Origin of the sequence: Rhodococcus sp. Q (assembly GCF_005503035.1) — a bacterium.
In the GTDB taxonomy this organism is placed as follows: domain Bacteria; phylum Actinomycetota; class Actinomycetes; order Mycobacteriales; family Mycobacteriaceae; genus Rhodococcus_G.
Map to the genome: position 1 here is coordinate 26,830 of NZ_SCOY01000011.1, position 23,472 is coordinate 50,301.

Annotated in this window: 23 protein-coding genes; 19 read left to right on the forward strand and 4 right to left on the reverse strand. The window is 68.9% G+C overall.

All coding sequences use genetic code 11. The features are described from left to right. Both manB and FFS72_RS13255 read left to right on the forward strand, forming a co-directional pair. Entirely contained in the window at positions 1-1,107 is a 1,107-nt protein-coding gene (gene manB / locus FFS72_RS13250; protein ID WP_137874374.1) for a mannose-1-phosphate guanylyltransferase, read from the forward strand. A gap of 52 nt (positions 1,108-1,159) precedes the next feature. After that, positions 1,160-1,945 carry an SGNH/GDSL hydrolase family protein gene (locus FFS72_RS13255; protein ID WP_137874375.1) on the forward strand — a complete coding sequence of 262 codons (786 nt, stop codon included), beginning with the start codon at positions 1,160-1,162 and terminating at the stop codon, positions 1,943-1,945. Positions 1,946-2,045: 100 nt separating this feature from the next. On the opposite strand, the gene FFS72_RS13260 is transcribed toward FFS72_RS13255, so the two are convergent. Genes FFS72_RS13260 through cofD form a run of 3 tightly spaced genes read right to left on the reverse strand, consistent with a single transcriptional unit; the run spans position 2,046 to position 4,932 of the window. Further along, entirely contained in the window at positions 2,046-2,594 is a 549-nt protein-coding gene (locus FFS72_RS13260; RefSeq protein ID WP_137874376.1) for an NUDIX hydrolase, read from the reverse strand. After that, a complete protein-coding gene (locus FFS72_RS13265; RefSeq protein ID WP_137874377.1) occupies positions 2,591-3,958 on the reverse strand; it encodes a coenzyme F420-0:L-glutamate ligase in 1,368 nt (455 codons plus the stop codon). The genes FFS72_RS13260 and FFS72_RS13265 overlap by 4 nt, the downstream gene beginning before the upstream one ends. Next, complete coding sequence (gene cofD / locus FFS72_RS13270; RefSeq protein WP_137874378.1) at positions 3,955-4,932, reverse strand: 2-phospho-L-lactate transferase; 978 nt, start codon at positions 4,930-4,932, stop codon at positions 3,955-3,957. Before cofD ends, FFS72_RS13265 begins: the two co-directional genes overlap by 4 nt. Positions 4,933-5,442: 510 nt before the next feature. On the opposite strand from cofD, the gene FFS72_RS26460 reads away from it, so the two are divergent. Beyond that, a complete protein-coding gene (locus tag FFS72_RS26460) occupies positions 5,443-5,676 on the forward strand; it encodes a WhiB family transcriptional regulator (RefSeq protein ID WP_171018669.1) in 234 nt (77 codons plus the stop codon). Between the two features lie 120 nt (positions 5,677-5,796). On the opposite strand, the gene FFS72_RS13280 is transcribed toward FFS72_RS26460, so the two are convergent. Then, entirely contained in the window at positions 5,797-6,291 is a 495-nt protein-coding gene (locus tag FFS72_RS13280; RefSeq protein ID WP_050064680.1) for a metallopeptidase family protein, read from the reverse strand. A gap of 120 nt (positions 6,292-6,411) precedes the next feature. Here FFS72_RS13280 and FFS72_RS13285 point away from each other — a divergent pair, with 120 nt between their 5' ends. The 16 genes from FFS72_RS13285 (at position 6,412) to FFS72_RS13360 (ending at position 23,337) form a co-directional block, all read left to right on the forward strand. Then, the gene (locus FFS72_RS13285) at positions 6,412-6,783 is read left to right on the forward strand and encodes a DUF3499 domain-containing protein (protein ID WP_050064681.1); all 372 of its coding nucleotides are present in this window, start codon (positions 6,412-6,414) and stop codon (positions 6,781-6,783) included. A 150-nt stretch (positions 6,784-6,933) separates the two neighbouring features. After that, entirely contained in the window at positions 6,934-8,310 is a 1,377-nt protein-coding gene (locus FFS72_RS13290; RefSeq protein ID WP_137874380.1) for a phosphomannomutase/phosphoglucomutase, read from the forward strand. 171 nt (positions 8,311-8,481) lie between these two features. Continuing rightward, positions 8,482-9,627, forward strand: coding sequence for a tobH protein (locus tag FFS72_RS13295; RefSeq protein WP_137874381.1), 1,146 nt, complete (start codon positions 8,482-8,484; stop codon positions 9,625-9,627). After that, positions 9,628-10,848 carry a mannose-6-phosphate isomerase, class I gene (gene manA, locus FFS72_RS13300; RefSeq protein ID WP_137874382.1) on the forward strand — a complete coding sequence of 407 codons (1,221 nt, stop codon included), beginning with the start codon at positions 9,628-9,630 and terminating at the stop codon, positions 10,846-10,848. A gap of 128 nt (positions 10,849-10,976) precedes the next feature. Beyond that, on the forward strand, positions 10,977-12,539 hold the full coding sequence (locus tag FFS72_RS13305; RefSeq protein ID WP_137874383.1) for an amino acid permease: 1,563 nt from the start codon (positions 10,977-10,979) through the stop codon (positions 12,537-12,539). Positions 12,540-12,741: 202 nt separating this feature from the next. Then, positions 12,742-13,962, forward strand: coding sequence for an alkane 1-monooxygenase (locus FFS72_RS13310; protein WP_137874384.1), 1,221 nt, complete (start codon positions 12,742-12,744; stop codon positions 13,960-13,962). Next, entirely contained in the window at positions 13,962-14,129 is a 168-nt protein-coding gene (locus tag FFS72_RS13315) for a rubredoxin (RefSeq protein ID WP_050065204.1), read from the forward strand. The genes FFS72_RS13310 and FFS72_RS13315 overlap by 1 nt, the downstream gene beginning before the upstream one ends. After that, positions 14,126-14,299 carry a rubredoxin gene (locus FFS72_RS13320; RefSeq protein ID WP_137874385.1) on the forward strand — a complete coding sequence of 58 codons (174 nt, stop codon included), beginning with the start codon at positions 14,126-14,128 and terminating at the stop codon, positions 14,297-14,299. The genes FFS72_RS13315 and FFS72_RS13320 overlap by 4 nt, the downstream gene beginning before the upstream one ends. Then, complete coding sequence (locus tag FFS72_RS13325) at positions 14,296-15,540, forward strand: NAD(P)/FAD-dependent oxidoreductase (RefSeq protein WP_249353285.1); 1,245 nt, start codon at positions 14,296-14,298, stop codon at positions 15,538-15,540. The genes FFS72_RS13320 and FFS72_RS13325 overlap by 4 nt, the downstream gene beginning before the upstream one ends. Positions 15,541-15,583: 43 nt before the next feature. Beyond that, positions 15,584-16,195, forward strand: a complete 612-nt coding sequence (locus tag FFS72_RS13330) for a TetR/AcrR family transcriptional regulator (RefSeq protein ID WP_137874386.1) — start codon at positions 15,584-15,586, stop codon at positions 16,193-16,195. Between the two features lie 66 nt (positions 16,196-16,261). After that, complete coding sequence (gene ahcY / locus FFS72_RS13335) at positions 16,262-17,743, forward strand: adenosylhomocysteinase (RefSeq protein WP_137874387.1); 1,482 nt, start codon at positions 16,262-16,264, stop codon at positions 17,741-17,743. A gap of 49 nt (positions 17,744-17,792) precedes the next feature. Continuing rightward, positions 17,793-18,458, forward strand: a complete 666-nt coding sequence (locus FFS72_RS13340) for a dTMP kinase (protein ID WP_137874388.1) — start codon at positions 17,793-17,795, stop codon at positions 18,456-18,458. Positions 18,459-18,462: 4 nt separating this feature from the next. Beyond that, a complete protein-coding gene (gene mtrA, locus FFS72_RS13345) occupies positions 18,463-19,140 on the forward strand; it encodes an MtrAB system response regulator MtrA (RefSeq protein WP_137874389.1) in 678 nt (225 codons plus the stop codon). A gap of 11 nt (positions 19,141-19,151) precedes the next feature. Further along, positions 19,152-20,870 carry an MtrAB system histidine kinase MtrB gene (gene mtrB / locus FFS72_RS13350; protein ID WP_050064691.1) on the forward strand — a complete coding sequence of 573 codons (1,719 nt, stop codon included), beginning with the start codon at positions 19,152-19,154 and terminating at the stop codon, positions 20,868-20,870. Then, complete coding sequence (lpqB, locus tag FFS72_RS13355; protein ID WP_137874390.1) at positions 20,867-22,633, forward strand: MtrAB system accessory lipoprotein LpqB; 1,767 nt, start codon at positions 20,867-20,869, stop codon at positions 22,631-22,633. Before mtrB ends, lpqB begins: the two co-directional genes overlap by 4 nt. A 44-nt stretch (positions 22,634-22,677) precedes the next feature. Beyond that, positions 22,678-23,337, forward strand: coding sequence for a ComF family protein (locus tag FFS72_RS13360; protein WP_137874391.1), 660 nt, complete (start codon positions 22,678-22,680; stop codon positions 23,335-23,337). Positions 23,338-23,472: the final 135 nt, after the last annotated feature.

Consider the following 23,472-nt stretch of genomic DNA (forward strand, 5'->3'; position numbering starts at 1 on the left):
ATGACGGTGACGAACGACGTCGCACAGACGCCGGATGTCCAACCGGTTGATGCGGTGATTCTGGTGGGCGGCAAGGGAACCCGGCTCCGTCCGCTGACCCTCTCGGCGCCCAAGCCGATGCTGCCGACCGCGGGGCTGCCGTTCCTGACGCATCTGCTCGCGCGCATCAAGGCTGCGGGCATCACCCACGTCGTGCTCGGCACCTCGTTCAAGGCCGAGGTCTTCGAGGAGCACTTCGGTGACGGCAGCGAGATGGGTCTCGAGATCGAATACGTCACCGAGACCGAGCCGCTCGGCACCGGTGGCGGCATCCGCAACGTGCTGCCGAAGTTGCGCGCCGACAACGTGATCGTGTTCAACGGCGACGTCCTCGGCGGCACCGACCTCCGCGACGTCATCGCCTCCCACGACGCCCACGCCGCCGATGTCACCCTGCACCTCGTTCGCGTGAGCGACCCGCGGGCGTTCGGATGCGTCACCACGGACGAAGACGGCCGCGTCCTGGACTTCCTGGAGAAGACGCAGGATCCGCCGACCGACCAGATCAACGCCGGGTGCTACGTGTTCAAGCGGGAGATCATCGAGAAGATCCCGACAGGTCGACCGGTGTCGGTGGAGCGCGAGGTGTTCCCCAGCCTCCTCGCGGACGGTCGGCGGGTGTTCGGGTTCGTCGACAGCTCCTACTGGCGTGACATGGGCACGCCCGAGGACTTCGTGCGCGGCTCCTCCGACCTGGTGCGCGGCGTCGCCCCCTCGCCCGCACTCGAGGGGCAGCGCGGAGAGTCGCTGGTGCACCCCGGCGCCGGTGTCGCGCCCGGCGCCGTGCTCATCGGCGGGACGGTCGTGGGACGCGGCGCGGAGGTCGGCGCCGGTGCCCGGCTCGACGGTGCCGTGGTGTTCGACGGCGCGGTCGTCGAGGCAGGCGCCACCGTCGAACGCTCGATCATCGGTTTCGGCGCCAGGATCGGGCCGCGTGCGCTGGTGCGCGACGCCGTGATCGGTGACGGCGCGGATGTCGGCGCCCGCTGCGAGTTGCTGCGCGGGGCGCGCGTGTGGCCCGGTGTCACGTTGCCCGACGGTGGGGTTCGCTTCTCCACCGACGTGTAGGAGTGTGGCCCGGTCCGCTGTGACCGGGCGCACGCTGGCAGGATCGATCGACGTGAGTGCGATCGCCCCTGTCTTTCACCGCTACGTCGCCCTCGGCGACTCGTTCACCGAAGGGCTGGGCGATCCGGCGCCGTCGCGGCCGAACCAGCTCCGTGGCTGGGCCGACCGCGTCGCCGAGCACCTCGCGACTCGCACCGACGCTTTCGCGTACGCGAACCTCGCGGTTCGGGGGAAGCTGCTCGGTCAGGTCCTCGACGACCAGCTGGACGCCGCGCTGGCGATGTCGCCCGACCTGGTGACGATCTACGCGGGCGGCAACGACCTGATGCGCCCGTCCGTCGACATCGACGCGCTCGTTGCCCGCTACGACGACGCCGTCGGAAAGCTCACCGCCGCGGGCGCGACCGTCGCGATCTGGACCGCCTACGACGCGGGCTGGGACGCGGTGTTCAGGGTCCTGCGGGGACGCACCGCCATCTACAACGAACTGGTCCGTGAGGTCGCCGAACGCCACGGCGCGACCCTGGTCGACTTCTGGCGGTTCGACGGCTACGACGACGACCGGATGTGGGACTGGGACCGCCTCCACATGTCCACGGCCGGACACCAGCGGATGGCCGTCGAGGTACTCGATGCGCTCACGGTGCCCCACGACCTCGCGGGGCCTGACCTCGGCGCCGCGCCCATCCGCAGCCGCGCCGAACAGAAGAAGATCAACTCGACGTGGCGCCGCGAGTTCCTGCTGCCCTGGTTCGGTCGACGCCTGACCGGCAGGTCGTCCGGCGACGACGTCACCGCACGCAGGCCCGTCCTCGCGCCGATCTCCGCCACGGACTGACCCCACGCTGACCTGGCCGCCCGCCCTCGATTCTTCCTGAATGGCCCATTCATTCGGTCCAACTGAATGAATGGGCCATTCAGGAACCGGGGCGGAGCCCTCAGCGCAGGCGAGCGAGGGCGACCAGGTGGTCGATCGTGTCCCGCTCGGCGGTGTCGGGGAGGGCGTCGACGGGCCACCAGCGCAGGTCGTCCGACTCGTCGCTGCGGACGGGCTGGGCGCCGACCGGCGCCCACACCAGGAACCGCAGGTCGAGATGGCGGGTCGGCTTCCCCAGCGAACAGGTGATGGGGTGGGTGTGTGCGGACAGCAATGTCGGGTCGATTCGCAGGCCGGCGATACCCGACTCCTCGGTGGCTTCGCGCAGTGCGGCGTCGACGACGGTGTCGTCGGACGGTTCGCAGTGCCCGCCGAGCTGAATCCACCTGCCCACCTTGGGATGCAGTGTGAGCAGCACCTGCCCGGCATCCTCGGTGATCACCAGCGACGATGCGGTGATGTGTCCCGGCTCGTGCTCGCGCAGGCACCCGAGCGGGGACGCGTCCAGGAACGCGAGCATCGTGTGCCGCAACGACTCGTCGGCCTCGTTCGGCGTCTGCCACTCCGTCAGCGCCACCCGCGCGGACGCGTGCAGGGACTGTGCGGTCACAGTTCCACCAGCAGTTCGCCGGGCGTCACCGGCGGACGCGGCGTCAGCGGCTCGGTCGGATGGCCGATCGCCACCGCTCCGAGTGGCTGCCAGTCGCCGTCCCGGCCGAGTTCGGCGCGCACCACGTCCGGTGCGAAGATCGTCGACCCGATCCAGCAGCTGCCGACGCTCCTGGTGGCCAGGGCGACCAGCAGGCCCTGGACCGCTGCTCCCGCGGCGACGGTGAACATGGTCTGCTCGGACGAGGTGCGCGCGGCGTCCGGGTAGGTGTGTGCGCCGTCGGGGACGCAGAACGGGATCACCACCTCCGGTGCGTCGAACAGGATGTTGCCGCGGTCCAGGCGTGCGGTGATCGCGGCGTCGTCCAGTCCGTCGGCGGTGAGGTCGGCGCGCCACTTCTCCCGCATCGCGGTCAGCAGGCGGCTGCGCACCTCGGGAGTGCGCACCCACACGAACCGGACCGGCCGGGTGTGGTGCGGTGCGGGGGCGGTCAATGCCTCCGCGATCGAGTCGCGTATCGACTGCGGCTCGACGGGTTCCGGTGCAAAGGCGCGAATCGACCGGCGGAGCAGCAGGGCTTCGCCGCGTCCCCGCTCGATCGCCTCGTTCGCGCCCAGCCAGAACAGGTCCTCCTCGCCTCGCCGGATCAGGTCCGATGCGCTGGAGCCGTCGTCGGCGAGCGCGACGCCCCGTGCGACGGCAACCGGCATGCCGCCGGTCTTGCCCTTGACCAGATCGCCCGCGGCGGCGAGTTCGTCGGCGACCGCGACCGACGTCACGAGCAGTTCGTTGCCCTGGGCGTCGACCGATCCGGCGTAGCCGTGGAGGACCGGCAGGCCGGCGGACCCGATCGCGGCGTCGGTCTGTCCGTTTCGCCACGCCCGGCCCATCGTGTCCGTCACCACCACGGCGACGGTCACCCCGAGCAGGTCGTGCAGCCGTGCCCGCAGATTCCGCGCGCTCGCGTCGGGATCCTCGGGGAGCAGGGCGAGTTCGGCCGGATGCACGTTGGATCCGTCGATGCCGGAGGCCGCCTGCACGATCCCGAGCCGGTTCTCGGTGATGAGAGTGCGGCCCTTGCGTGCGAGCACGCGGACGGACTCCTGGTCGACGAGCGCTCGGCGTGCCGCGTCCCTCGCTTCGGGGTCGGTGGGGGAGGGCACGATTCGGCCCTCGACCTTCGAGACGATCTTGCTGGTGACGATCAGCACGTCGCCGTTGCGAAGCCACGGTGCCGCGGAAGCGAGCGCTCCGGCGAGGTCGTCGCCGGGACGGAACTCGGGGAGCCCCGGAACGGGCAGGATCTCGATTCCGTCGCCCGCGCCGTGGTCGCCCGCGTGTTCCGGTGCGGCGCCCTCGGTCACAGCGTCACTCCGGCGAGATCCAGTGCTGCACGTGCCATTTCGGCGGTGGTGTCCGGATCGGTCATGAGCAGTGGGACGGCGCGCACAGTCACGCCGGGCACGTCCGCGGTGTCCGTGTCGTGAATGAGCCAGCCGTCGAGGATCCCGGTTGCCGACCGCGCGCCGTAGTGTCGGCCGACGGCCTCGGCCGACGTCTCGACACCGATCACCTCAAGGCATTCGTCGGCCATGCCGCGCAATGGCTTTCCGTCGATGACGGGGGAGAGGCCGATCACCTTCGCCCGGCCGGTGCGCAGTGCGCCGCGGACGCCGGGGACGGCGAGGATCGCGCCGATGCTCACCACCGGGTTCGACGGGGCGAGGAGGACCACGTCGGCCTCCTCGAGCGCTTCGACGACTCCGGGCGCCGGCTTCGCCGTGTCCGCTCCGATGTGGGCGAAGCTGTGCGTGGGGATCTGCGCGCGGTGGCGCACCCACCACTCCTGGAAGTGGATGGCGCGCTGCTCGCCGTCGTCCGGGTCGGTCACGACGACGTGCGTCTCGCTGCGGTCATCAGTGACGGGGAGCAGTCGAACGCCCGGTTGCCACCGGTTGCACAACGCTTCCGTGACGGCGGACAGGGGGTATCCGGTGCGCAGCATCTGCGTGCGGATGAGGTGGGTTGCGATGTCCCGGTCGCCGAGGCCGAACCAATCCGGTTTGGCACCGTAGGCGGCGAGTTCCTCCTTGGCGTTCCAGGTTTCCCCGACGTGACCCCATCCCCGTTCGGGGTCGATGCCGCCGCCGAGGGTGTACATGCACGTGTCGAGATCGGGGCAGATCCGCAGGCCGTGCATCCACACGTCGTCGCCCACGTTGACCACCGCGGTGATCTCGTGCTCTTCCGCTGCCGAATCGGACTGGGCGAGCAGGCTCCGCACTCCCTGGAGGAAACGCGCGCCACCGACACCACCGACCAAAACTGTGACCTTCACAGGACAAGAGGGTAGGCGGTGCCCGGTGCGACGGGCACACCCTGTCGTGTCGGTCGGGGGGAGTGCGCCGTGCGACACGCTGTTGACGGGCCGGAACATGTGCTAGTGGCGAAATGGGATTCGGGGATGGTAAATATTCGCTCTTCCGGCTTGACCCTGCCCAGTGGTCCGTGTGTAATCACGTGTATGTCATTTTGCGGTCGCCATCCGAGAATGGATGCTGTACCGCCATTTTCGAACACGTGTTCCCTTGCGGAATTATTGGGGCGCCGCTGAATGACATTGTCGGGGAGGCAATTTCAACAAGTCAGGTAGTTCTGCGCTATCAAAGGTGAGGAGGCGGAACGGATGGCCATCCAGCACGAAGAGTCGAGTATTCGATTGAGCGCGCTTGGCAACGAACCGCAGACCGATTCCATGGCAGGAGCAGTTGGGGGCGACTGCAGGCCCGAGGGTGAAAGCGTCAGCGATCGCCCTGTATTGAGCCTGATCACAGGCGGTTTCGACGCAATGTTCGAAGCCGTTGAGGATCAGTGGCAAGACCGCGCGCTGTGTGCGCAGACGGATCCCGAGGCGTTCTTCCCCGAAAAGGGAGGGTCGACTCGAGAGGCGAAAAGGATCTGCCTCGGATGCGAGGTTCGAGACGATTGCCTCGAATATGCGCTCGCCAATGACGAGCGATTCGGGATCTGGGGTGGACTCTCGGAAAGGGAGCGCCGCCGTCTCAAGCGGGGCATCATCTGACGCGCTGAATCTCGAAGAGGTTCGGCGCGTGTGTGTTTCGGGCCGACTGTCATTCGATCGACCGGCACTGTATCAGGCGGTCGATCGAATGACAGTCGAACACTGAAGGTTCCGGGCCCGTCACTCGTCCTGTTCGTCTGACAGGTCGGGGTCGATGGTCTCGGGGTCCACGCCCAGGTATGTCGCCACCTGCCGGACCAACACCTCGTGGACGAGATCGACGAGGTCGTCCGGATGCTTGGCGCGCAGTTCGAGCGGCCGGCGGAACAGCACCAGCCGCGCACGGGTGGCGTTGCCGCGCCGGTCCACCCCTGCGGGCACCAGGCGGGACAGGGGCACCGGCCCCTCGGCAACCACTTCCGGCGGCCAGGTCACCGAATCGGGATCGAGTGCCCTGATCTTGGGAACCTCGTCGACCGCGATGTCGAGTTTCGTGATCCGTTCGTGCCAGCGCGTGTCGATGGGCGCGAACGCTTCGAGGACGAGCATGTCGAACTGTTCTGCTCTGCTCCGCCATGCCGGTACCCCGGGTGGGAGGACGGGCCCGCGGATCCCTCGACCGCGACGAGCCGCAGAACGCGAGGTCAGTGGACGTCCGTGTCGGGCTCTGTGCATGAGTGGCGATGCTACCGACGCCCGTCGCGGCGCACTCGTTGCGTGCTCGCCGAGCGCCGGGTGTCCGGATCCGGTGTGTCCGAGTAGGCGGGGGCCGGTCGGGGCGCTACCCTCTCATTCGTGAGAGGACTGCGTCGATGCTGCCGGCCCGGATGTAAGAACCCGGCCGTTGCGACGCTGACCTACGTTTACTCGGACTCGACGGCTGTCGTCGGTCCGCTCGCCACCGTCGACGAACCGCATTCGTGGGATCTGTGCGAGGTGCACGCCTCCCGGATAACGGCACCGAAGGGCTGGGAGCTCGTCCGCTACGAGGGCGGCTTCTCCAGCTCCACCCCGGACGAGGACGACCTGACGGCGCTCGCCGAAGCGGTTCGTGAGGCGGGACGCGGCGAGGGGGCCACGGTGGATCGCATCACGCCCCCGATCTCGACCCCGACCCGCACCGGGCGACGTGGTCACCTGCGGGTACTGCCCGATCCCGGCAACTGAGCCGCCCGGCGAACCTCGCCGGGTCGGTTACCCCCGCGAACGACGCACGGGCGGGACGCGCACCGATGGCACTAGGGTGATCCCGGAACGCCCGCAATCGGGTGGCGACCAGCGACGCTCGACTGCACAACCGAACGAGGAGAACCCGTAGTGGCACGAACCGCCGAATCCGTCCATGCCGTCATCAAGGCATACGACGTCCGCGGCGTCGTCGGTGAGCAACTCGACAGCGACTTCGTGCGGGACGTCGCCGGGTCGTTCGCCCGGCTCATGCGCCAGGACGGCACGCAGCAGGCATCGCGGATCGTGATCGGTCACGACATGCGGGCGTCGTCTCCGGAACTCGCGGCCGCCTTCGCCGACGGGGTCACCGCGCAGGGCCTGGACGTGGTTCTGATCGGGCTGGCGTCGACGGACCAGTTGTACTTCGCGTCGGGACTGCTCGACTGCCCCGGCGCCATGTTCACGGCCAGCCACAACCCGGCCCGCTACAACGGCATCAAGCTCTGCCGGGCCGGCGCCAAGCCGGTCGGCCAGGACACCGGACTCGGCACCATCACCCAGGAAGTGATCTCCGGCGTGCCGAGCCACGACGGACCGCGTGGAACCGTCAGTGAGCAGGACGTCCTCGGCGACTACGCAACCTTCCTCGCCGGACTGGTCGACCTCTCCGGCATCCGTGGGCTCACCGTCGCGGTCGACGCGGGCAACGGCATGGGCGGGCACACCGTGCCCGCGGTGTTCGGGCCCCTGCCGCTGAAGGTCGAGCCGCTGTACTTCGAACTCGACGGCACCTTCCCGAATCACGAGGCGAACCCGCTCGATCCGAAGAATCTGGTCGATCTGCAGGACTTCGTTCGGACGACGGGCGCGGACATCGGCCTGGCATTCGACGGGGACGCGGATCGTTGCTTCGTGGTCGACGAGAAGGGCAACCCGGTCTCGCCTTCCGCGGTGACGGCGCTCGTCGCGGAACGGGAGTTGGCGAAGGAGCCGGGCGCCACCGTCATCCACAACCTGATCACCTCGCACGCCGTGCCCGAACTGGTGACCGAACTCGGGGGCACCCCCGTCCGCACGCGCGTCGGGCACTCGTTCATCAAGCAGCAGATGGCGGAGACCGGTGCCGTATTCGGCGGAGAACACTCCGCGCACTACTACTTCCGTGACTTCTGGGGCGCCGACTCCGGAATGCTCGCGGCGATGCACGTGCTCGCAGCACTGGGCGAACAGGACCGGCCGCTGTCCGAGATGATGGCCGGCTACAACCGGTACGCGGCGTCGGGCGAGATCAACTCGACGGTCGCGGATGCCACGGAACGGACCGATGCGGTGCTGACCGCGTTCGCCGACCGCACGGCGTCCGTCGATCGTCTGGACGGCGTCACGGTGGACCTGGGCGACGGTGCCTGGTTCAACCTCCGCGCGTCGAACACCGAACCCCTGCTGCGGCTCAACGTCGAAGCACGGACGCCCGGACAGGTCGACGCGCTCGTCGACGAGATCCTCGCCGTGGTGCGTGCCTGACCGACCCGAGGCCTGTGGCCGGAGTACGGAACACCCCAATCGATACGCACCGCGAAGAACGGGCGTGACGAGGCGACCACACGCGCCCTCCCGGCGGTGCGAGAATGGTCGAATCGGGCACTGTGTGTCCGGACGGTTCGACATCGGTCAGTGAGAGAAAGGCAGGTTGCCATGACGGCTCCATCACCCCTTCTCGATCTCGACGACGCCGTGAGCGTCGCCGCCGCCGACACCGAGGGCGCGATGCGTGCGGCAGCACTCGGTGGGGCACAGGTCAGGTCGGTCGCCGAGGCCGTCGCCGAGGGCCTGATCGATCGCGTCAGGGACATGCGTCCTCGCAGCGTCGTCCTCGTGACCTCGGGTGGCCGCGCGGCCCGTGCCGCCTCCGTTCTCGAAGCGTCGGTCGGCCCGCACTTCGGACTTCCGATCGTGCACGCGCCTGTGGTGCCGCCGTGGGTGGGATCACTCGACGTCGTCGTGGTGGCCGGGGACGACGCAGGCGATCCGCGGCTCTTGGCGGCCGCGGACTCCGCCCTTCGCCGCGGTGCCGAACTGGTCGTGGTGGCACCCGACGAGGGCCCGCTGCGCGCGGCCGCAGCCGGACGGGGCGCGGTGCTCGCACCGCGGGTTCGCACGTCCGACCGGAACGGGTTCCTGCGCTACCTCGCGGCGGGACTCGCGGTGCTCGGATCCCTCGACTCGGGCCGGGGCGAGGCCCTGCCCGATCTCGCGGGGCTCGCGGACGTCCTGGACGGGGAGGCGACGCGAAACCACCCGTCCGCCGAGGTGTTCCACAATCCGGCGAAGTCCCTCGCGGTTCGGTTCCAGAACCGGCGTGTGGTGGTCGCCGGGGACAGTGCGGCGACGACAGCGCTGGCCGGACACGCGACCGACATGCTGTTGTGCGGGGCGGGGACGTCGGCGGCCGCCGCGGGACTGTCGGACGTGCTGGCGTCGGCGGCGTTGCTCTCGGGGGCCGGGGACCTGTCGCCCGGCTACGACCCGATCTTCCACGACGAGGAGCTCGACGGTCCCGCCCCCGTGACGCCTGCGCGGGTGTTCGTCCTCGCGACGGCCCAGTCGCGCACCACGACATCGCGGCGGCTCGCAGCACTTGCGGACGCAGAGCTGGTCACGGCAGCGGCAGACGAGGAACTCGCACCGGTAGACCGATTCGGAACAGGGGACAGTGAGATGACGGGTCGGGCCGTGAGCGGTCCCGCTCAGGGGGAGCGCACCGAGATGGAGCAGTTGGCGGTACTTGCCGTCCGACTGGAGATGGCCGCCGCGTACCTGCGGTTGATCGGTGGTCGGTAGGTGCATTCACTGCAGGGCGCGCTCCGCACGTATGCCTGGGGTTCGCGCACCGCGATCGCCGAACTGTGCGGTCGACCGGTCCCGTCCGACCATCCCGAGGCCGAGCTGTGGCTCGGTGCCCATCCGGCGAACCCGTCCCGCCTGCGGGTCGGCGACGGGACGGTGTCTCTGCTCGACCGCATCGCGGACGATCCGGCGGGTCAACTCGGACCGCGAGCACGGGCAGGGTTCGGTGACCGACTTCCGTTCCTGCTGAAACTGCTCGCGGCGGACGAAGCGCTGTCCCTGCAGGCGCACCCCAGTGCTGCGCAGGCGAAGGAAGGCTACTCGCGGGAGGAAGCCGCGGGGATACCGCGGGACGCGCCGGTGCGGAACTACCGCGACGACAGCCACAAGCCCGAGCTGGTCGTCGCACTGACACGGTTCGAGGCGCTCGCGGGGTTCCGCGATCCGCATCGCACCGTCTCGCTGCTCCGCGCGCTGGACGTTCCCGAACTCGACCACTTCATCTCGCTGCTCGAAGGCCAACCCGACTCGTCCGGGCTGCGGGCATTGTTCACGACGTGGATCACGCTGCCACAGCCGTCGCTGGCGTCGCTGCTACCGCGAATCCTCGACGGGTGCGTCCGGTACCTCTCCGGGTCTGCCGGGCCCCGCGAGTTCGCGCCCGAGGTACGGACCGTGCTCGAGCTGGGCGAGTCGTACCCCGGTGACGCGGGCGTCCTCGCATCGATCCTGCTCAACCGTGTCACGCTCGAACCGGGTCAGGGGCTCTACCTCGCTGCCGGAAACCTGCACGCGTACCTGCACGGTCTCGGCGTCGAGGTGATGGCCAACTCCGACAACGTGCTGCGCGGTGGGCTGACGCCCAAGCATGTGGACGTGCCGGAGCTGCTGCGCGTCCTCGACTTCGAGCCCCTGACCGGACCCGCTCGTGTCGCGACCCCGTCCTCGGACAACCAGGCCGTGTACGTGTACGACACGCCCGCACCCGAATTCGCGCTGTCCCGCATCGACCTGACCCCGGAGTCGTCGACCGCGGTACTCGGCCGCACCGGGCCGCGCATCCTGCTGTGCACCGCCGGGTCGGTCACCCTCCGCTGCGGCGACGAGTACCTCGAACTGGCGCGGGGTGAGTCGGCGTGGATCGCGGCTTCGGATCCCCCGGTGACCGTCACCGCGCGATCCGAGGCGCAAGTGTTCAGTGCGACGGTCGGCTGAGCCGGGCCCTTTCCGGTCGGTAGGGCGAGGCGTTGCCGAATCGACGCCTGGCCCGGTTGAGGAAATTCGTGGGTGGAACGCGACCGGGCAATAGGCTCGGACCGGAACCCCAGTCGAGGAGGACTGCGATGGCAGAGCACGAGGGTCCGGGCGGAGCATCCGGGCATCGGAGCGGACGGTGGAGGGTCAAGTCGGTCGAGCAGTCGATCGCCGACACCGACGAGCCGGACAGCAAACTCCGCAAGGACCTGACCGCGTGGGATCTGACCGTCTTCGGTGTCGCGGTCGTCGTCGGCGCGGGCATCTTCACGCTCACCGCCCGGACCGCGGGCAACGTGGCCGGGCCTTCGGTGTCGCTGGCGTTCGTGCTCGCCGCCATCGCCTGCGGCCTCGCGGCGCTGTGCTACGCCGAGTTCGCGTCGACGGTGCCGGTGGCGGGCAGCGCATACACGTTCTCGTATGCGACGTTCGGCGAGTTCGTCGCGTGGATCATCGGCTGGGACCTCATCCTCGAGTTCGCGCTCGCAGCATCCGTCGTGGCGAAGGGATGGTCGCTCTACCTCGCGGACGTCCTCGGCGTCGAGTCGACCGTCCTGGAGATCGGCGGACGCGACTTCGACTGGGGTTCGGTGCTGCTGATCGCTGCACTGACGGTGGTACTCGCCACCGGAACGAAATTGTCGTCGCGGGTGTCCGCCGTCATCACGGGCATCAAGGTCGCGGTCGTCCTGCTGGTGATCGTCGTCGGTGCCTTCTACATCACCGGATCGAACTACTCGCCGTACATTCCGCCGTCCCAGCCGGGTGATACCGGGGAGGGCATCCACCAGTCGCTGTTCTCGTTCCTGACCGGAGCGGGCGGCAGCACGTTCGGGTGGTACGGCCTGCTCGCCGCGGCGTCGCTGGTGTTCTTCGCGTTCATCGGATTCGACGTCGTCGCGACAACCGCGGAGGAGACCAAGAACCCGCAGAAGGCGTTGCCCCGCGGCATCCTCGGGTCGCTCGCGATCGTGACCGTGCTGTACGTGGCGGTGACGCTGGTACTGACGGGAATGGTGAACTACACCGAGCTCTCCGGGGAGGGGGCGACGCTGGCGACCGCGTTCGAGTTCCACGGCATCACCTGGGCGCAGTGGGTGATCAACTTCGGTGCCCTCGCCGGCCTGACGACGGTCGTGATGGTGATGCTGCTCGGCCAGACCCGTGTCGCGTTCGCGATGTCGCGCGACGGCCTGCTGCCGCGACAGTTGGCGCACACGGGCAAGCGTGGCACCCCGGTCCGGATCACCGTGATCGTCGGTGTCATCTCCGGAACCCTCGCCGCGTTCTTCCCGATGGGCACCCTCGAGGAAATGGTCAACATCGGCACCCTGTTCGCGTTCGTGCTGGTGTGCGTCGGCGTGGTCGTGCTGCGCCGCACCCGCCCCGACCTCGAGCGCGGGTTCCGGGTGCCGTGGGTGCCGCTCATCCCGATCCTCGCCGTCCTCGCGTGCCTGTGGCTGATGCTCAACCTGTCCGTCGAGACGTGGATCCGGTTCGTGGTGTGGATGGTGATCGGCGTCGTCGTGTACTTCGCGTACGGCCGCAGGCACTCACTGGTCGGGAAGCGTCAGCGCCCGCAGCCGGGCCTCGCGTCGGAAGCCCTCGATCACCTCGGCGGTCCCGACGAACCGAGACATCGCGGCAAGTAGCGCCGCGACACCGGCGGTCCCCGACCCTCGATGTCACCGACGGCCCCCTGGCTCACTGCCAGGGGGCCGTCGTCGTCTGTGCCCACGCCCACCAGCGCTGTTTACATATGACGTCATATGTATAGACACACGACATTGATAGGCGTACTGTCCAATCTCAAGTGGTGTGACTCACACCGACTCTTGGGTAGGGAGGCCAGTGGTGAAGACGTACAACGCAGTGGCGGACGGGCAGACCGCCGTGCAGTGGCAGGACAGGAAGAGGCACCTGTGGCTGCTCGGGCTGATCCCGCCGACAGCGGTCTTCCTGGCGACGGGCCTGGTCTGGGGACTCAACGAGCTGGGCGCGGGCGCGGTCTCGCCGGTGCTGTGGTGGATCGGCCCGATCCTCGTCTACGTGCTGCTCCCGATCCTGGACGTCTTCTTCGGGCCGGACGGGCAGAACCCGCCGGAGGAGGTGATGGAACAGCTCGAGAACGACCGCTACTACCGGTACTGCACGTACGTCTACATCCCGTTCCAACTCGCGAGCCTCGTGTTCGCCTGCTACCTCTGGACCGCCGACAACCTCGCGTGGCTCGGAGTCGACGGTGGCCTGAGCCTGGTCTCGAAGATCGGGCTGGCGCTGAGCATCGGCGTCATGGGCGGCATCGGCATCAACACCGCGCACGAACTGGGGCACAAGAAGGACGACCTGGAGCGGTGGCTGTCGAAGATCACCCTCGCCCAGACCTTCTACGGGCACTTCTACATCGAGCACAACCGCGGCCACCACGTGCGTGTGTCCACCCCGGAGGACCCGGCCAGCGCTCGGTTCGGCGAGAACTTCTGGACCTTCCTGCCGCGCAGCGTCTGGGGCAGCCTGATCTCGTCCTGGGAACTCGAGAAGACCCGCATGGAGCGGCTCGGCAAGCGCACCTGGAGCATCCACAACGACGTGCTCAACGCCTGGCTCATGTCGGTCGTGCTGTACGCGGCGCTCGTCGCGGGCTTCGGCTGGGAGGTGTTGCCGTTCCTGGTGATTCAGGCGGTGTACGGGTTCTCGCTCCTGGAGACCGTCAACTACCTCGAGCACTACGGCCTGCTCCGCCAGAAGACCGCGAGCGGCCGCTACGAACGCTGCGCCCCGGTGCACAGCTGGAACTCCGACCACATCTGCACCAACATCTTCCTGTACCACCTGCAGCGGCACAGCGACCACCACGCCAATCCGACGCGGCGTTATCAGACCCTGCGCAGCATGGACGGGGCGCCGAACCTGCCGAGCGGCTACGCCAGCATGATCTCGCTCGCGTACTTTCCGCCGGTCTGGCGCCGCGTCATGGACCACCGCGTCCTCGACCACTACGACGGCGACATCACCCGGGTCAACGTCGCGCCCGCCAAGCGCGAGCGCATCTATGCGAAGTACGGGGTGGCGTGATGTCCGCGTATCGATGCCCGGTGTGTGAGTACGTCTACGACGAGACGAAAGGGGCTCCGCGCGAAGGCTTCCCGGCCGGCACGGCATGGGGGTCGGTGCCCGACGACTGGTGCTGCCCGGACTGCGGGGTCCGCGAGAAGATCGACTTCGAGGAGATTGCGTCATGAAGCTCTACCGCTGCGCCCAGTGTGGATTCGAGTACGACGAGGAACTCGGCTGGCCCGAGGACGGGATCGCCCCTGGTACCCGCTGGGACGACATCCCCGACGGCTGGAGCTGCCCCGACTGCGGCGCGGCCAAGGCGGACTTCGACATGGTCGAGGTCGCGCGACCGTGAGCGCGGTGGTGATCGTCGGAAGCGGTGTCGCGGGCATCACCGCCGCGGAGACCCTGCGGACCGAAGGCTTCACGGGGTCGGTCACGGTGATCGGCGACGACCCGGCGGTGCCGTACCGGCGCCCCGCTGTGTCGAAGGAACTGCTCGCCGGGTCCGTTCCGGCGGAGCGGACCTGGCTGCGCCCGGCCGGCTACTGGGCCGAGCGTGAGATCGACGTCCGCACCGGGGTTACCGCGAAGTCGGTGGACCCGGACCGTCGGGTGGTCGAACTCGGCACCGGGGAGACGCTCGGTTACGACGCCCTCCTGCTGGCGACCGGGGGTCGTGCCCGCACGATCGGGCACGACGCGGGGGATGCGGCGTTCACGTTGCGCTCCGCGGGCGACGTGGCGGTACTTCGCGCGGCGATCGAGCGGACCAACACGGTTCTGGTGGTCGGGGCAGGGCTGATCGGGTCCGAGGTCGCGTCCACGGCCCGCGGTCTCGGCGCCGAGGTCACGGTGCTCGAGACGGCGGAGCGTCCACTGCACCGGATGCTCCCACCCGTGATCGGCGCGCGCTACGAAAAGCTGCACCGCGACAACGGTGTGGCACTGCACACGTCTGTCCGGCTCGACGTGCTCGCTGCGGACGGCCGAGGCGGCGTTCGCGCCGTCGCGGAGGACGGTAGGCACTGGTCGGCGGGCGCGGCCCTCGTTGCGGTCGGCTCCGCGCCCGACACCGCCCTCGCCGAAAGGATGGGACTGGTGGTCGACGACGGTGTCGTCGTCGACCACCGCTTCGCGACCTCCCAACCGGGCGTGTTCGCCGCAGGTGACGTCGCGAACACTCCCAATCCCGTTCTCGGCGAACGGTTCCGCGCCGAACACTGGAACACCGCTCAGGCTCAGGGGGCGGCAGCGGCCCGTGCGATGCTCGCCGAGCTCACCGGGGGCGTCGCCGAGGTGTGGCGTGAGGTGCCGTGGTGCTGGACGTCCCAGTACGGGGTCAACCTGCAGGTGGCGGGGTGGCCGCGGGCGGACGACGAACTGGTGGTGCGCGGCGACGTCGACGGTCTCGACTTCACGGCCCTCACCAGGAGGGCGGGCCGCCTGGTCGGAGCGATCACGATCGGCCGCCCGAAAGACGTTCGGGCGGCGCGGATCCTGATCGCCGACCAGCCGACGATCGACCCGGCGGTCCTCGACGACCCGGACGTCGACCTCACCGCACTGAGCGTGGTCCCGGTCACGGTGGGGTGAGTCGTCGTTGACGGCCCGGCCGGCAGGTGCCACCCTCGCGGACATGGCGTCCTCGACCCGAATCCCGTATCCGCAGGCCTCACGTGCGCTCCTGCGGGATTCGGTGCTCGACGCGATGCGGGACCTGGTGACCGAGAAGGACTGGTCCGAGGTCACCATGTCGCAGGTCGCCACCGCGGCAGGTGTGAGCAGGCAGACCGTCTACAACGAGTTCAAGTCACGCCCCGGGCTGGCCCAGGCCTACGCGCTGCGGCTGGTCGACCGGTTCGTCGAGGTCGTGGGCGCCGCGGTGTACCGGCATCCGGGTTCGGTACGGAAAGCCCTCGTCGACGGCTTCACCGACTTCTTCACCCTCAGCGCCGCCGATCCGCTGGTGAAGTCGCTGCTCACCGGCGAGGCCAAGCCGGACCTGCTGCGGCTGATCACCACGGACAGCGCACCGATCCTCGAGCGCGGCGCCGAACAGCTGTCGGAGACGTTTCGGCGCAGTTGGATACAGGCCGGACCTGCCGAGGCCGGGATTCTCGGCCGGGGGATCGTCCGCCTCGCCCTGAGCTACATCTCGATGCCGCCCGCCGCGCACGCCGACGTCGCCGAGGATCTGGCGGCGCTGATCGGCCCGTTCGGCGAGGAGGTCACCGGGACCGGCGATTAGCCGGTATTTCGTCGGGTGCGGCTCCCGGTAGCCTCTACTGCAGATATCGGCTACCAGGAGAGGCAGATGACGACCTCAGTGTCTGAGAACAAGTGCGTCGCGGAGACCCGCAACGGGATCGACTTCAAGGTGGCGGACCTTTCGCTCGCCGAGTTCGGCCGCAAGGAGATCCGCCTCGCCGAGCACGAGATGCCCGGACTCATGGCGCTGCGTCGCGAGTACGCCGAGGTGCAGCCCCTCAAGGGTGCCCGCATCTCCGGATCGCTGCACATGACGATCCAGACCGCCGTTCTGATCGAGACCCTCACCTCGCTCGGCGCCGAGGTGCGCTGGGCGTCGTGCAACATCTTCTCCACGCAGGACCATGCGGCCGCGGCAATCGTCGTCGGCCCGCACGGCACTCCCGAGGAGCCCAAGGGCACCCCGGTCTTCGCCTGGAAGGGTGAGACGCTCGAGGAGTACTGGTGGGCTGCCGAGAAGATGCTCACCTGGCCGGGCGAGCCCGCCAACATGATCCTCGACGACGGCGGCGACGCCACCATGCTCGTCCTCAAGGGTGCACAGTTCGAGAAGGCGGGCGTCGTGCCGCCGACGGACGACGAGCACGACTCGGACGAGTACAAGGTGTTCCTGGCGCTGCTGCGCAAGTCTCTCGAGGCAGACGCGTCGAAGTGGACCACGGTCGCCGGATCGGTCCAGGGCGTCACCGAGGAGACCACCACCGGCGTCCTGCGCCTGTACCAGGTCGCCGCTGCCGGTGAGCTCACGTTCCCCGCGATCAACGTCAACGACTCGGTCACCAAGAGCAAGTTCGACAACAAGTACGGCACCCGGCACTCCCTGCTCGACGGCATCAACCGCGGCACCGACGTCCTCATCGGTGGCAAGGCCGCCCTCGTCTGCGGCTACGGCGACGTCGGCAAGGGGTGCGCCGAGGCGCTGCGTGGCCAGGGTGCTCGTGTCACGGTCACCGAGATCGACCCGATCAACGCCCTGCAGGCGATGATGGACGGCTTCGACGTCAAGACCGTCGAGGAGTTCATCGGTCAGGCCGACATCGTCATCACCTCGACCGGCAACAAGGACATCATCTCCTTCGAGCACATGAAGCAGATGAAGCACCAGGCGATCCTCGGCAACATCGGTCACTTCGACAACGAGATCGACATGGCCGGCCTCGAGCGGGCCGCGGACGTCACCCGCGTCAACATCAAGCCGCAGGTCGACGAGTTCACCTTCGCCGACGGCCACTCGATCATCGTGCTGTCCGAGGGTCGCCTGCTGAACCTGGGCAACGCCACCGGGCACCCGTCGTTCGTGATGTCGAACTCCTTCGCCAACCAGGTCATCGCGCAGATCGAGCTGTGGACGAAGCCGGACGAGTACGACAACGAGGTGTACCGGCTGCCCAAGCACCTGGACGAGAAGGTCGCGCGCATTCACGTCGAGGCGCTCGGCGGCTCGATCACGAAGCTGACCAAGGACCAGGCCGAGTACATCGGCGTCGACGTCGAGGGCCCGTACAAGCCCGAGCACTACCGCTACTGATCGAGTGGTTCCCGCGGTCGCTCCGGCCCGCCCGCTAGGCTGGGCGACCGTGGGAACCCTGATCGCTCTGGAAGGACTCGACGGCGCCGGCAAGCGGACGCTGTCGAACGCCCTCGTCGCCGCCTGGCGGGCGGACGGACTGACCGTCGCCACGCTGGCCTTCCCGCGATACGGCGTCTCCGCCTGCGCAGACCTCGGTGCCGAGGCCTTGCACGGCAGCCACGGGGACACCGCCGAGAGCGTCAACGCGATGGCGTTGCTGTGGGCACTGGACCGCCGGGACGCCGCCGACGAACTCCGCGAACTCATCGCCACCCACGACATCGTGCTGCTCGACCGCTACGTCGCCTCGAACGCCGCCTACACCGCCGCCCGCAAGCACCAGAGCGCCCAGGGCCCGGAGGTCGAGTGGATCGAGGACCTCGAGTTCGGTCGCTTCGGGCTGCCGCGGCCGGACCTGCAGATTCTGCTGAAGGTGCCGGTCGCGCTGGCCGCGGACCGGGCCCTCAGGCGTGCGGGCACCGAGGCGGACCGTCAACGCGACGCCTACGAGCGCGACGGCGACCTCCAGACCCGGACCGGGGAGGTCTACGACGGGCTGACGGCACGAGCCTGGATCTCGCCGTGGACGGTGGTCGGCCCCGACGTCGACCCTGCACAACTCGCCGCCGACGTCACCAATCAGCGTCGACGGCCCTCAGAAGTGACACGATAGAGACATGAAGCCACGCATTCTGGTTGTCGACGACGACACGGCACTCGCCGAGATGCTCACCATCGTCCTTCGCGGCGAGGGCTTCGAGCCCTACGTCGTGGGCGATGGAACGCAGGCCCTGTCTGCGGTGCGGGAGATCCGTCCGGATCTGGTCCTGCTCGACCTGATGCTGCCGGGGATGAACGGCATCGACGTCTGCCGCGTGCTGCGCGCCGACTCCGGTGTGCCGATCGTGATGCTGACCGCGAAGACGGACACCGTCGACGTGGTGCTCGGCCTGGAATCCGGCGCCGACGACTACGTGATGAAGCCGTTCAAACCCAAGGAATTGGTGGCGCGGGTCCGTGCGCGGCTGCGGCGCACCGAGGAGGAGCCCGCGGAACTGCTGTCGATCGCGGACATCGACATCGACGTCCCCGCTCACAAGGTGACACGCGACGGACAGCTCATCGCCCTGACCCCGTTGGAGTTCGACCTGCTGGTGGCGCTCGCACGGAAGCCTCGCCAGGTGTTCACCCGCGAAGTCCTGCTCGAACAGGTGTGGGGGTACCGGCACGCCGCCGACACCCGCCTGGTCAACGTGCACGTCCAGCGACTGCGCGCGAAAGTGGAACGTGACCCGGAGAATCCGCAGGTGGTACTCACGGTCAGGGGGGGCGGCTACAAGGCCGGACCGCCGTGACCCGAAATCGCATGAGGCGCCGGATCAACGGCACGTTCACGCCGCTGCTCCGTAGATTCCGGAACACGAGCCGGGCTCTGGCGCACCTCTGGCGACGTTCACTGCAGCTGCGGGTCGTCGTCTCGACACTCAGCCTGTCGCTGATCGTCATCACCATCCTCGGTGTGGTCCTGACCAGTCAGATCACGGACCGGCTGCTGGAGGCGAAGATCTCCGCGGCCACCGAGGAGATGGATCGTGCCCGCGGCACGGTGCAGAGCGAGCTGGCCGGAACCGACGAGTCCGCCGCGATCAGCACCCGGCTGGAGGGCGCTCGCGCCGCGTTGACGAACCGCAACTCGGACTCGGGTCCGGCGTCGGGCGCGGCGGGGACCTTCGACACGGTGTTGATCGCGGCGACGCCGGATCCGGCCGGTGAGCCGTCCGCAGGCCCGGACGATCAGATCCCGGGCAACCTGCGCGACTTCGTCTACAACGGGCAGATCAGCTACCAGTTCTCCACCGTCAGCGACCCGGACGGGTATTCCGGACCGGCACTGCTCGTGGGCAGCCCCGTGGTCGCGGACATTCCCAACCTCGAGCTGTACCTCGTGTTCCCGCTCGCGGGGGAGGACCGCAGCCTGTCGCTGATGCGCAGCACCCTGCTGATCGGCGGTGCGGTGCTGCTCGTGTTGCTCGCCGCGATCTCGTTGATCGTCGCGCGTCAGGTGGTGCTGCCGATTCGTTCCGCGTCGCGCATCGCCGAACGGTTCGCGGACGGGAAGCTGCGCGAACGCATGCCCGTTCGCGGTGAGGACGACATGGCCCGCCTCGCCATGTCGTTCAACGACATGGCGGAGTCGCTGTCGAAACAGATCGCCCAGCTCGAGGAGTTCGGCAACCTGCAGAAGCGCTTCACCTCCGACGTCAGCCACGAGCTGCGCACACCGCTGACGACGGTGCGGATGGCGGCGGACCTGATCCACGACGGGAGCGCCGAGCTCGATCCGGCGCTGCGGAGATCGTCCGAACTCCTGGTCGCCGAGCTCGACCGTTTCGAGTCCCTGCTGAACGATCTCCTCGAGATCAGCAGGCACGACGCCGGTGTCGCCGAACTCGCCGCCGAGAAGCTCGACCTGCGGATGAGTGCGCGTGCCGCGGTGTCCACGATTCGTCACCTCGCTCGTGAGACGAGCACCGAGCTGGTCCTCGATCTGCCGGAGGAGCCGGTGTTCGCGGTCGTCGACCCGCGCCGGGTCGAGCGGATCCTGCGTAACCTGCTGGCCAACGCGATCGACCACGGCGAGGGCAAGCCCGTGTTGTTGCGGCTGCGAGCCGACAGCGACGCTGCCGCATTCATCGTCCGCGACCAGGGCATCGGCCTGCGTCCCGGTGAGGAGAAATTGGTGTTCAACCGGTTCTGGCGGTCCGACCCGTCGCGGGTGCGCAGGTCCGGCGGCACCGGTCTCGGGTTGGCGATCAGCGTCGAGGACGCCCGTCTCCACGACGGCAGGCTCGAGGCCTGGGGCGAGCCGGGCGTCGGCGCGTGCTTCCGGTTGACGTTGCCACTGGTCCGCGGTCACAAGGTGACCAGCAGCCCGCTGCCGCTGCGCCCGCCCACGACCAAGCGTGTCCAGGGCAAGGAACCGGACGGCTCGCATCTGCCGGACGGCGACGACGTCGAGGGTGGAGAGATGCTCGATCCCGACGAAACGGCGAGCGTTCCGATGTTGCGGGAGCGGCGGACATGACACGGCGACGCGCGGCACTCGCCGCCGCCCTGCTGGCGGCGGTGGCGGTGCTCGCAGGGTGCGCGAGCCTGCCCGATTCGTCCACTCCACAGGCGATCGGCACCATCGACCGGGCACCGGTCAATCCGACCGTTCCCGCACCGACACCGGGCCGCGAACCCGACCTGTTGCTGCGAGATTTCTTCGGCGCCAGTACCGACCCGACCAACGGGCACGCTGCCGCGCGTCAGTTCATGACCGAGTCCGCATCCGACGGATGGGACGACACCGAGAGCATCTCGATCGTCGACAAGGTCGACGTACTGCCGGAGTCGCGGTCGGGGGACACCGCCAGCTACACGATCCGTGCGAACAAGGTCGGCCAGCTCGATCCCGAAGGCGTGTACGAAGCCGTCGAGGGCACCTACGAGGCCACCATCCGGCTGACCCGGACGGACGGTGAGTGGCGGATCGACGAACTGCCACCCGGTGTGACCCTGGATCGGCCCCAGTTCCTCAAGACGTACCAGCGCAACTCGCTGTACTTCCTCGACCCGACGGGATCGACGACGGTTCCCGACCTGCGATGGATCTCGACCAGCCCGCAGGAGATGGCGGACCGACTGATCGAGATGCTGATCGCGGGACCGCAGCCGTCGCTCGAGGGCGCGGTGACCAATCAGCTCGACGAGGTGACGCTGAGCGAGCCGATCACCAAGACCGACGGTCGCAGCGCAGGCGTCGGCATCGGGTTCGGCGGCCTGCGGATCGAGTTCGACGGCACCTCGACGCTGGATGTCGTCAGCCGGGACCGGCTCGCCGCGCAGGTGGTGTGGACGCTGGCGAACGCCGAGATCCCGGGCCCGTACGTGCTGATGGGCGACGGAAAGCCACTCGACGACCGGATGCCCAACGGGTGGACGACGGCGGACGTGTCGTCGTCGAATCCGGGCGCGAACGACTCCGCGTCCGTGGGTCTGCACGCGTTGCGGGACGGAGCGCTCGTCCGCGTCACCGACAGCGGCGTCGACGCGCTGCCGGGGTACTTCGGAACCGGGAACAGCCTGCGTTCGATCGCGCTGTCCCGTGACGGTCTGGTCGCGGCCGGGGTCGACGCCGCCACCCGGCCAACCTCGGAGCCGCCCGCAGCGCTGATGATCGGTGAGGTGGACGGATTCGCCACGTCGGTGATCGAGGGCGCGACGTTGACGAGGCCGTCGTGGGCGTACGCGGATTCGGCGGTCTGGACGGTCGTCGACGGGTCGAAGGTGGTTCGGGTGTCTCGCGGGGCGTCCGGGGAGTCCCTCGCCCAACCGGTCGACACCGCCGAGATCGCCGGGCTCGGCTCGACCATCACCGAGTTCCGCCTGTCCCGTGACGGGGTGCGAGCGGCGTTGATCGTCGACGGCAAGGTGTACGTGGTGACGCTCGTCCCGAAACCCGACGGGACCTACAAGCTGACGGGGGCGAGTCCGATCGCGGTCGGCCTCGGCAGTCCCGCGGTCGCGCTCGACTGGTCGACGGGCGACGCCGTGGTGGTGTCGCGGGCCGCGTCGGACATCCCGGTCGTGACGGTCGCCATGGACGGGTCACGCATGGACGCGCTACCCAGCCGGAACCTGACGCCGCCGGTGACCTCGGTGGACTCGTCCGCGACGATGACGTTCGTCGCGGACGCCCGGGCGGTGTTCCAACTGAACAGCAACGATCCGGCCGGGGACCGGTACTGGCGCGAGGTGCCGGGCCTGACCGGGGTCAAGGCGATTCCGGTGCTGCCCGGCTGACCGCTTGCGGCCGAGGTGTCGGTACCGGGGTGCACACTGCCCCTATGCGGGCACTGCTGGACCTGATTCTGCCGCGCGAGTGCGGCGGGTGTGGCGCGCAGGGCGCCCTGTGGTGCAGGCGGTGTGCCGGCGTGCTGTCGGGGCGGCCCGTGCCGGTGACACCGCGAGTGGATCCGAGGGTTCCGGTGTGGGCTCTCGGCGCCCACGACGGCCCGTTGCGGTCGGCGGTCGTCGCGGCGAAGGAGAGGGGCAGACGCGACCTCGCGGTTCCGTTCGGAGTCGCCGTCGCGGCAGCGGTTCGCGCGTTGCGGGAGGACGGAGAGATCGACCCTCCGGAGTTCGCCGATCTCGTCCTCGTGCCCGCCCCGAGTCGGGCCCGGGCCGCACGGTCGCGCGGCGGCGACCCGGTGCTCGCGGTGGCGGGCGCGGCCTCTCATGCGTTGGCTCCGGAATCTGTTCGTGTCGAACCGGTTCTGAAATTTGCTGCGGGGGTGAGGGATTCGGTGGGATTGTCGGCGCGGAGTCGTGTCGAGAACCTGGCGGGGCGAGTGTGGGTGCCGCCGCTGCGGGATACCGGGCGGCCCGAATGCGTGCTGTTCGTCGACGACGTTCTCACCACCGGAGCGACCGCCGCGGAGTCGGTGCGGGCGCTCTCTCGGGCCGGTGTCCGCGTCGACGGCGTCGTTGTGATCACCGCCGCATGACTCGTTCCCCGGTAATGCTGGCACTCGGCTCGAACTCGTACTAGCGTCGCCAACACAGCCGACGAAACGGGTGGGAGGTGAAAGTTCCGAACCTGACGCCGGGCGGTCCCCTTCCCGGCGTAGCTCATTCCGCCG

What these genes read in the sequence shown, in the direction of transcription:
- manB (WP_137874374.1), top strand. Translation starts at nt 1, where the DNA reads ATGACGGTGACGAACGACGTCGCACAGACGCCGGATGTCCAACCGGTT.
- FFS72_RS26460 (WP_171018669.1), top strand. Translation starts at nt 5,443, where the DNA reads ATGTTCGAAGCCGTTGAGGATCAGTGGCAAGACCGCGCGCTGTGTGCG.
- FFS72_RS13280 (WP_050064680.1), bottom strand. Translation starts at nt 6,291, where the DNA reads ATGCACAGAGCCCGACACGGACGTCCACTGACCTCGCGTTCTGCGGCT.
- FFS72_RS13295 (WP_137874381.1), top strand. Translation starts at nt 8,482, where the DNA reads ATGACGGCTCCATCACCCCTTCTCGATCTCGACGACGCCGTGAGCGTC.
- FFS72_RS13305 (WP_137874383.1), top strand. Translation starts at nt 10,977, where the DNA reads ATGGCAGAGCACGAGGGTCCGGGCGGAGCATCCGGGCATCGGAGCGGA.
- FFS72_RS13315 (WP_050065204.1), top strand. Translation starts at nt 13,962, where the DNA reads ATGTCCGCGTATCGATGCCCGGTGTGTGAGTACGTCTACGACGAGACG.
- FFS72_RS13320 (WP_137874385.1), top strand. Translation starts at nt 14,126, where the DNA reads ATGAAGCTCTACCGCTGCGCCCAGTGTGGATTCGAGTACGACGAGGAA.
- FFS72_RS13330 (WP_137874386.1), top strand. Translation starts at nt 15,584, where the DNA reads ATGGCGTCCTCGACCCGAATCCCGTATCCGCAGGCCTCACGTGCGCTC.
- ahcY (WP_137874387.1), top strand. Translation starts at nt 16,262, where the DNA reads ATGACGACCTCAGTGTCTGAGAACAAGTGCGTCGCGGAGACCCGCAAC.
- mtrA (WP_137874389.1), top strand. Translation starts at nt 18,463, where the DNA reads ATGAAGCCACGCATTCTGGTTGTCGACGACGACACGGCACTCGCCGAG.
- mtrB (WP_050064691.1), top strand. Translation starts at nt 19,152, where the DNA reads ATGAGGCGCCGGATCAACGGCACGTTCACGCCGCTGCTCCGTAGATTC.
- lpqB (WP_137874390.1), top strand. Translation starts at nt 20,867, where the DNA reads ATGACACGGCGACGCGCGGCACTCGCCGCCGCCCTGCTGGCGGCGGTG.
- FFS72_RS13360 (WP_137874391.1), top strand. Translation starts at nt 22,678, where the DNA reads ATGCGGGCACTGCTGGACCTGATTCTGCCGCGCGAGTGCGGCGGGTGT.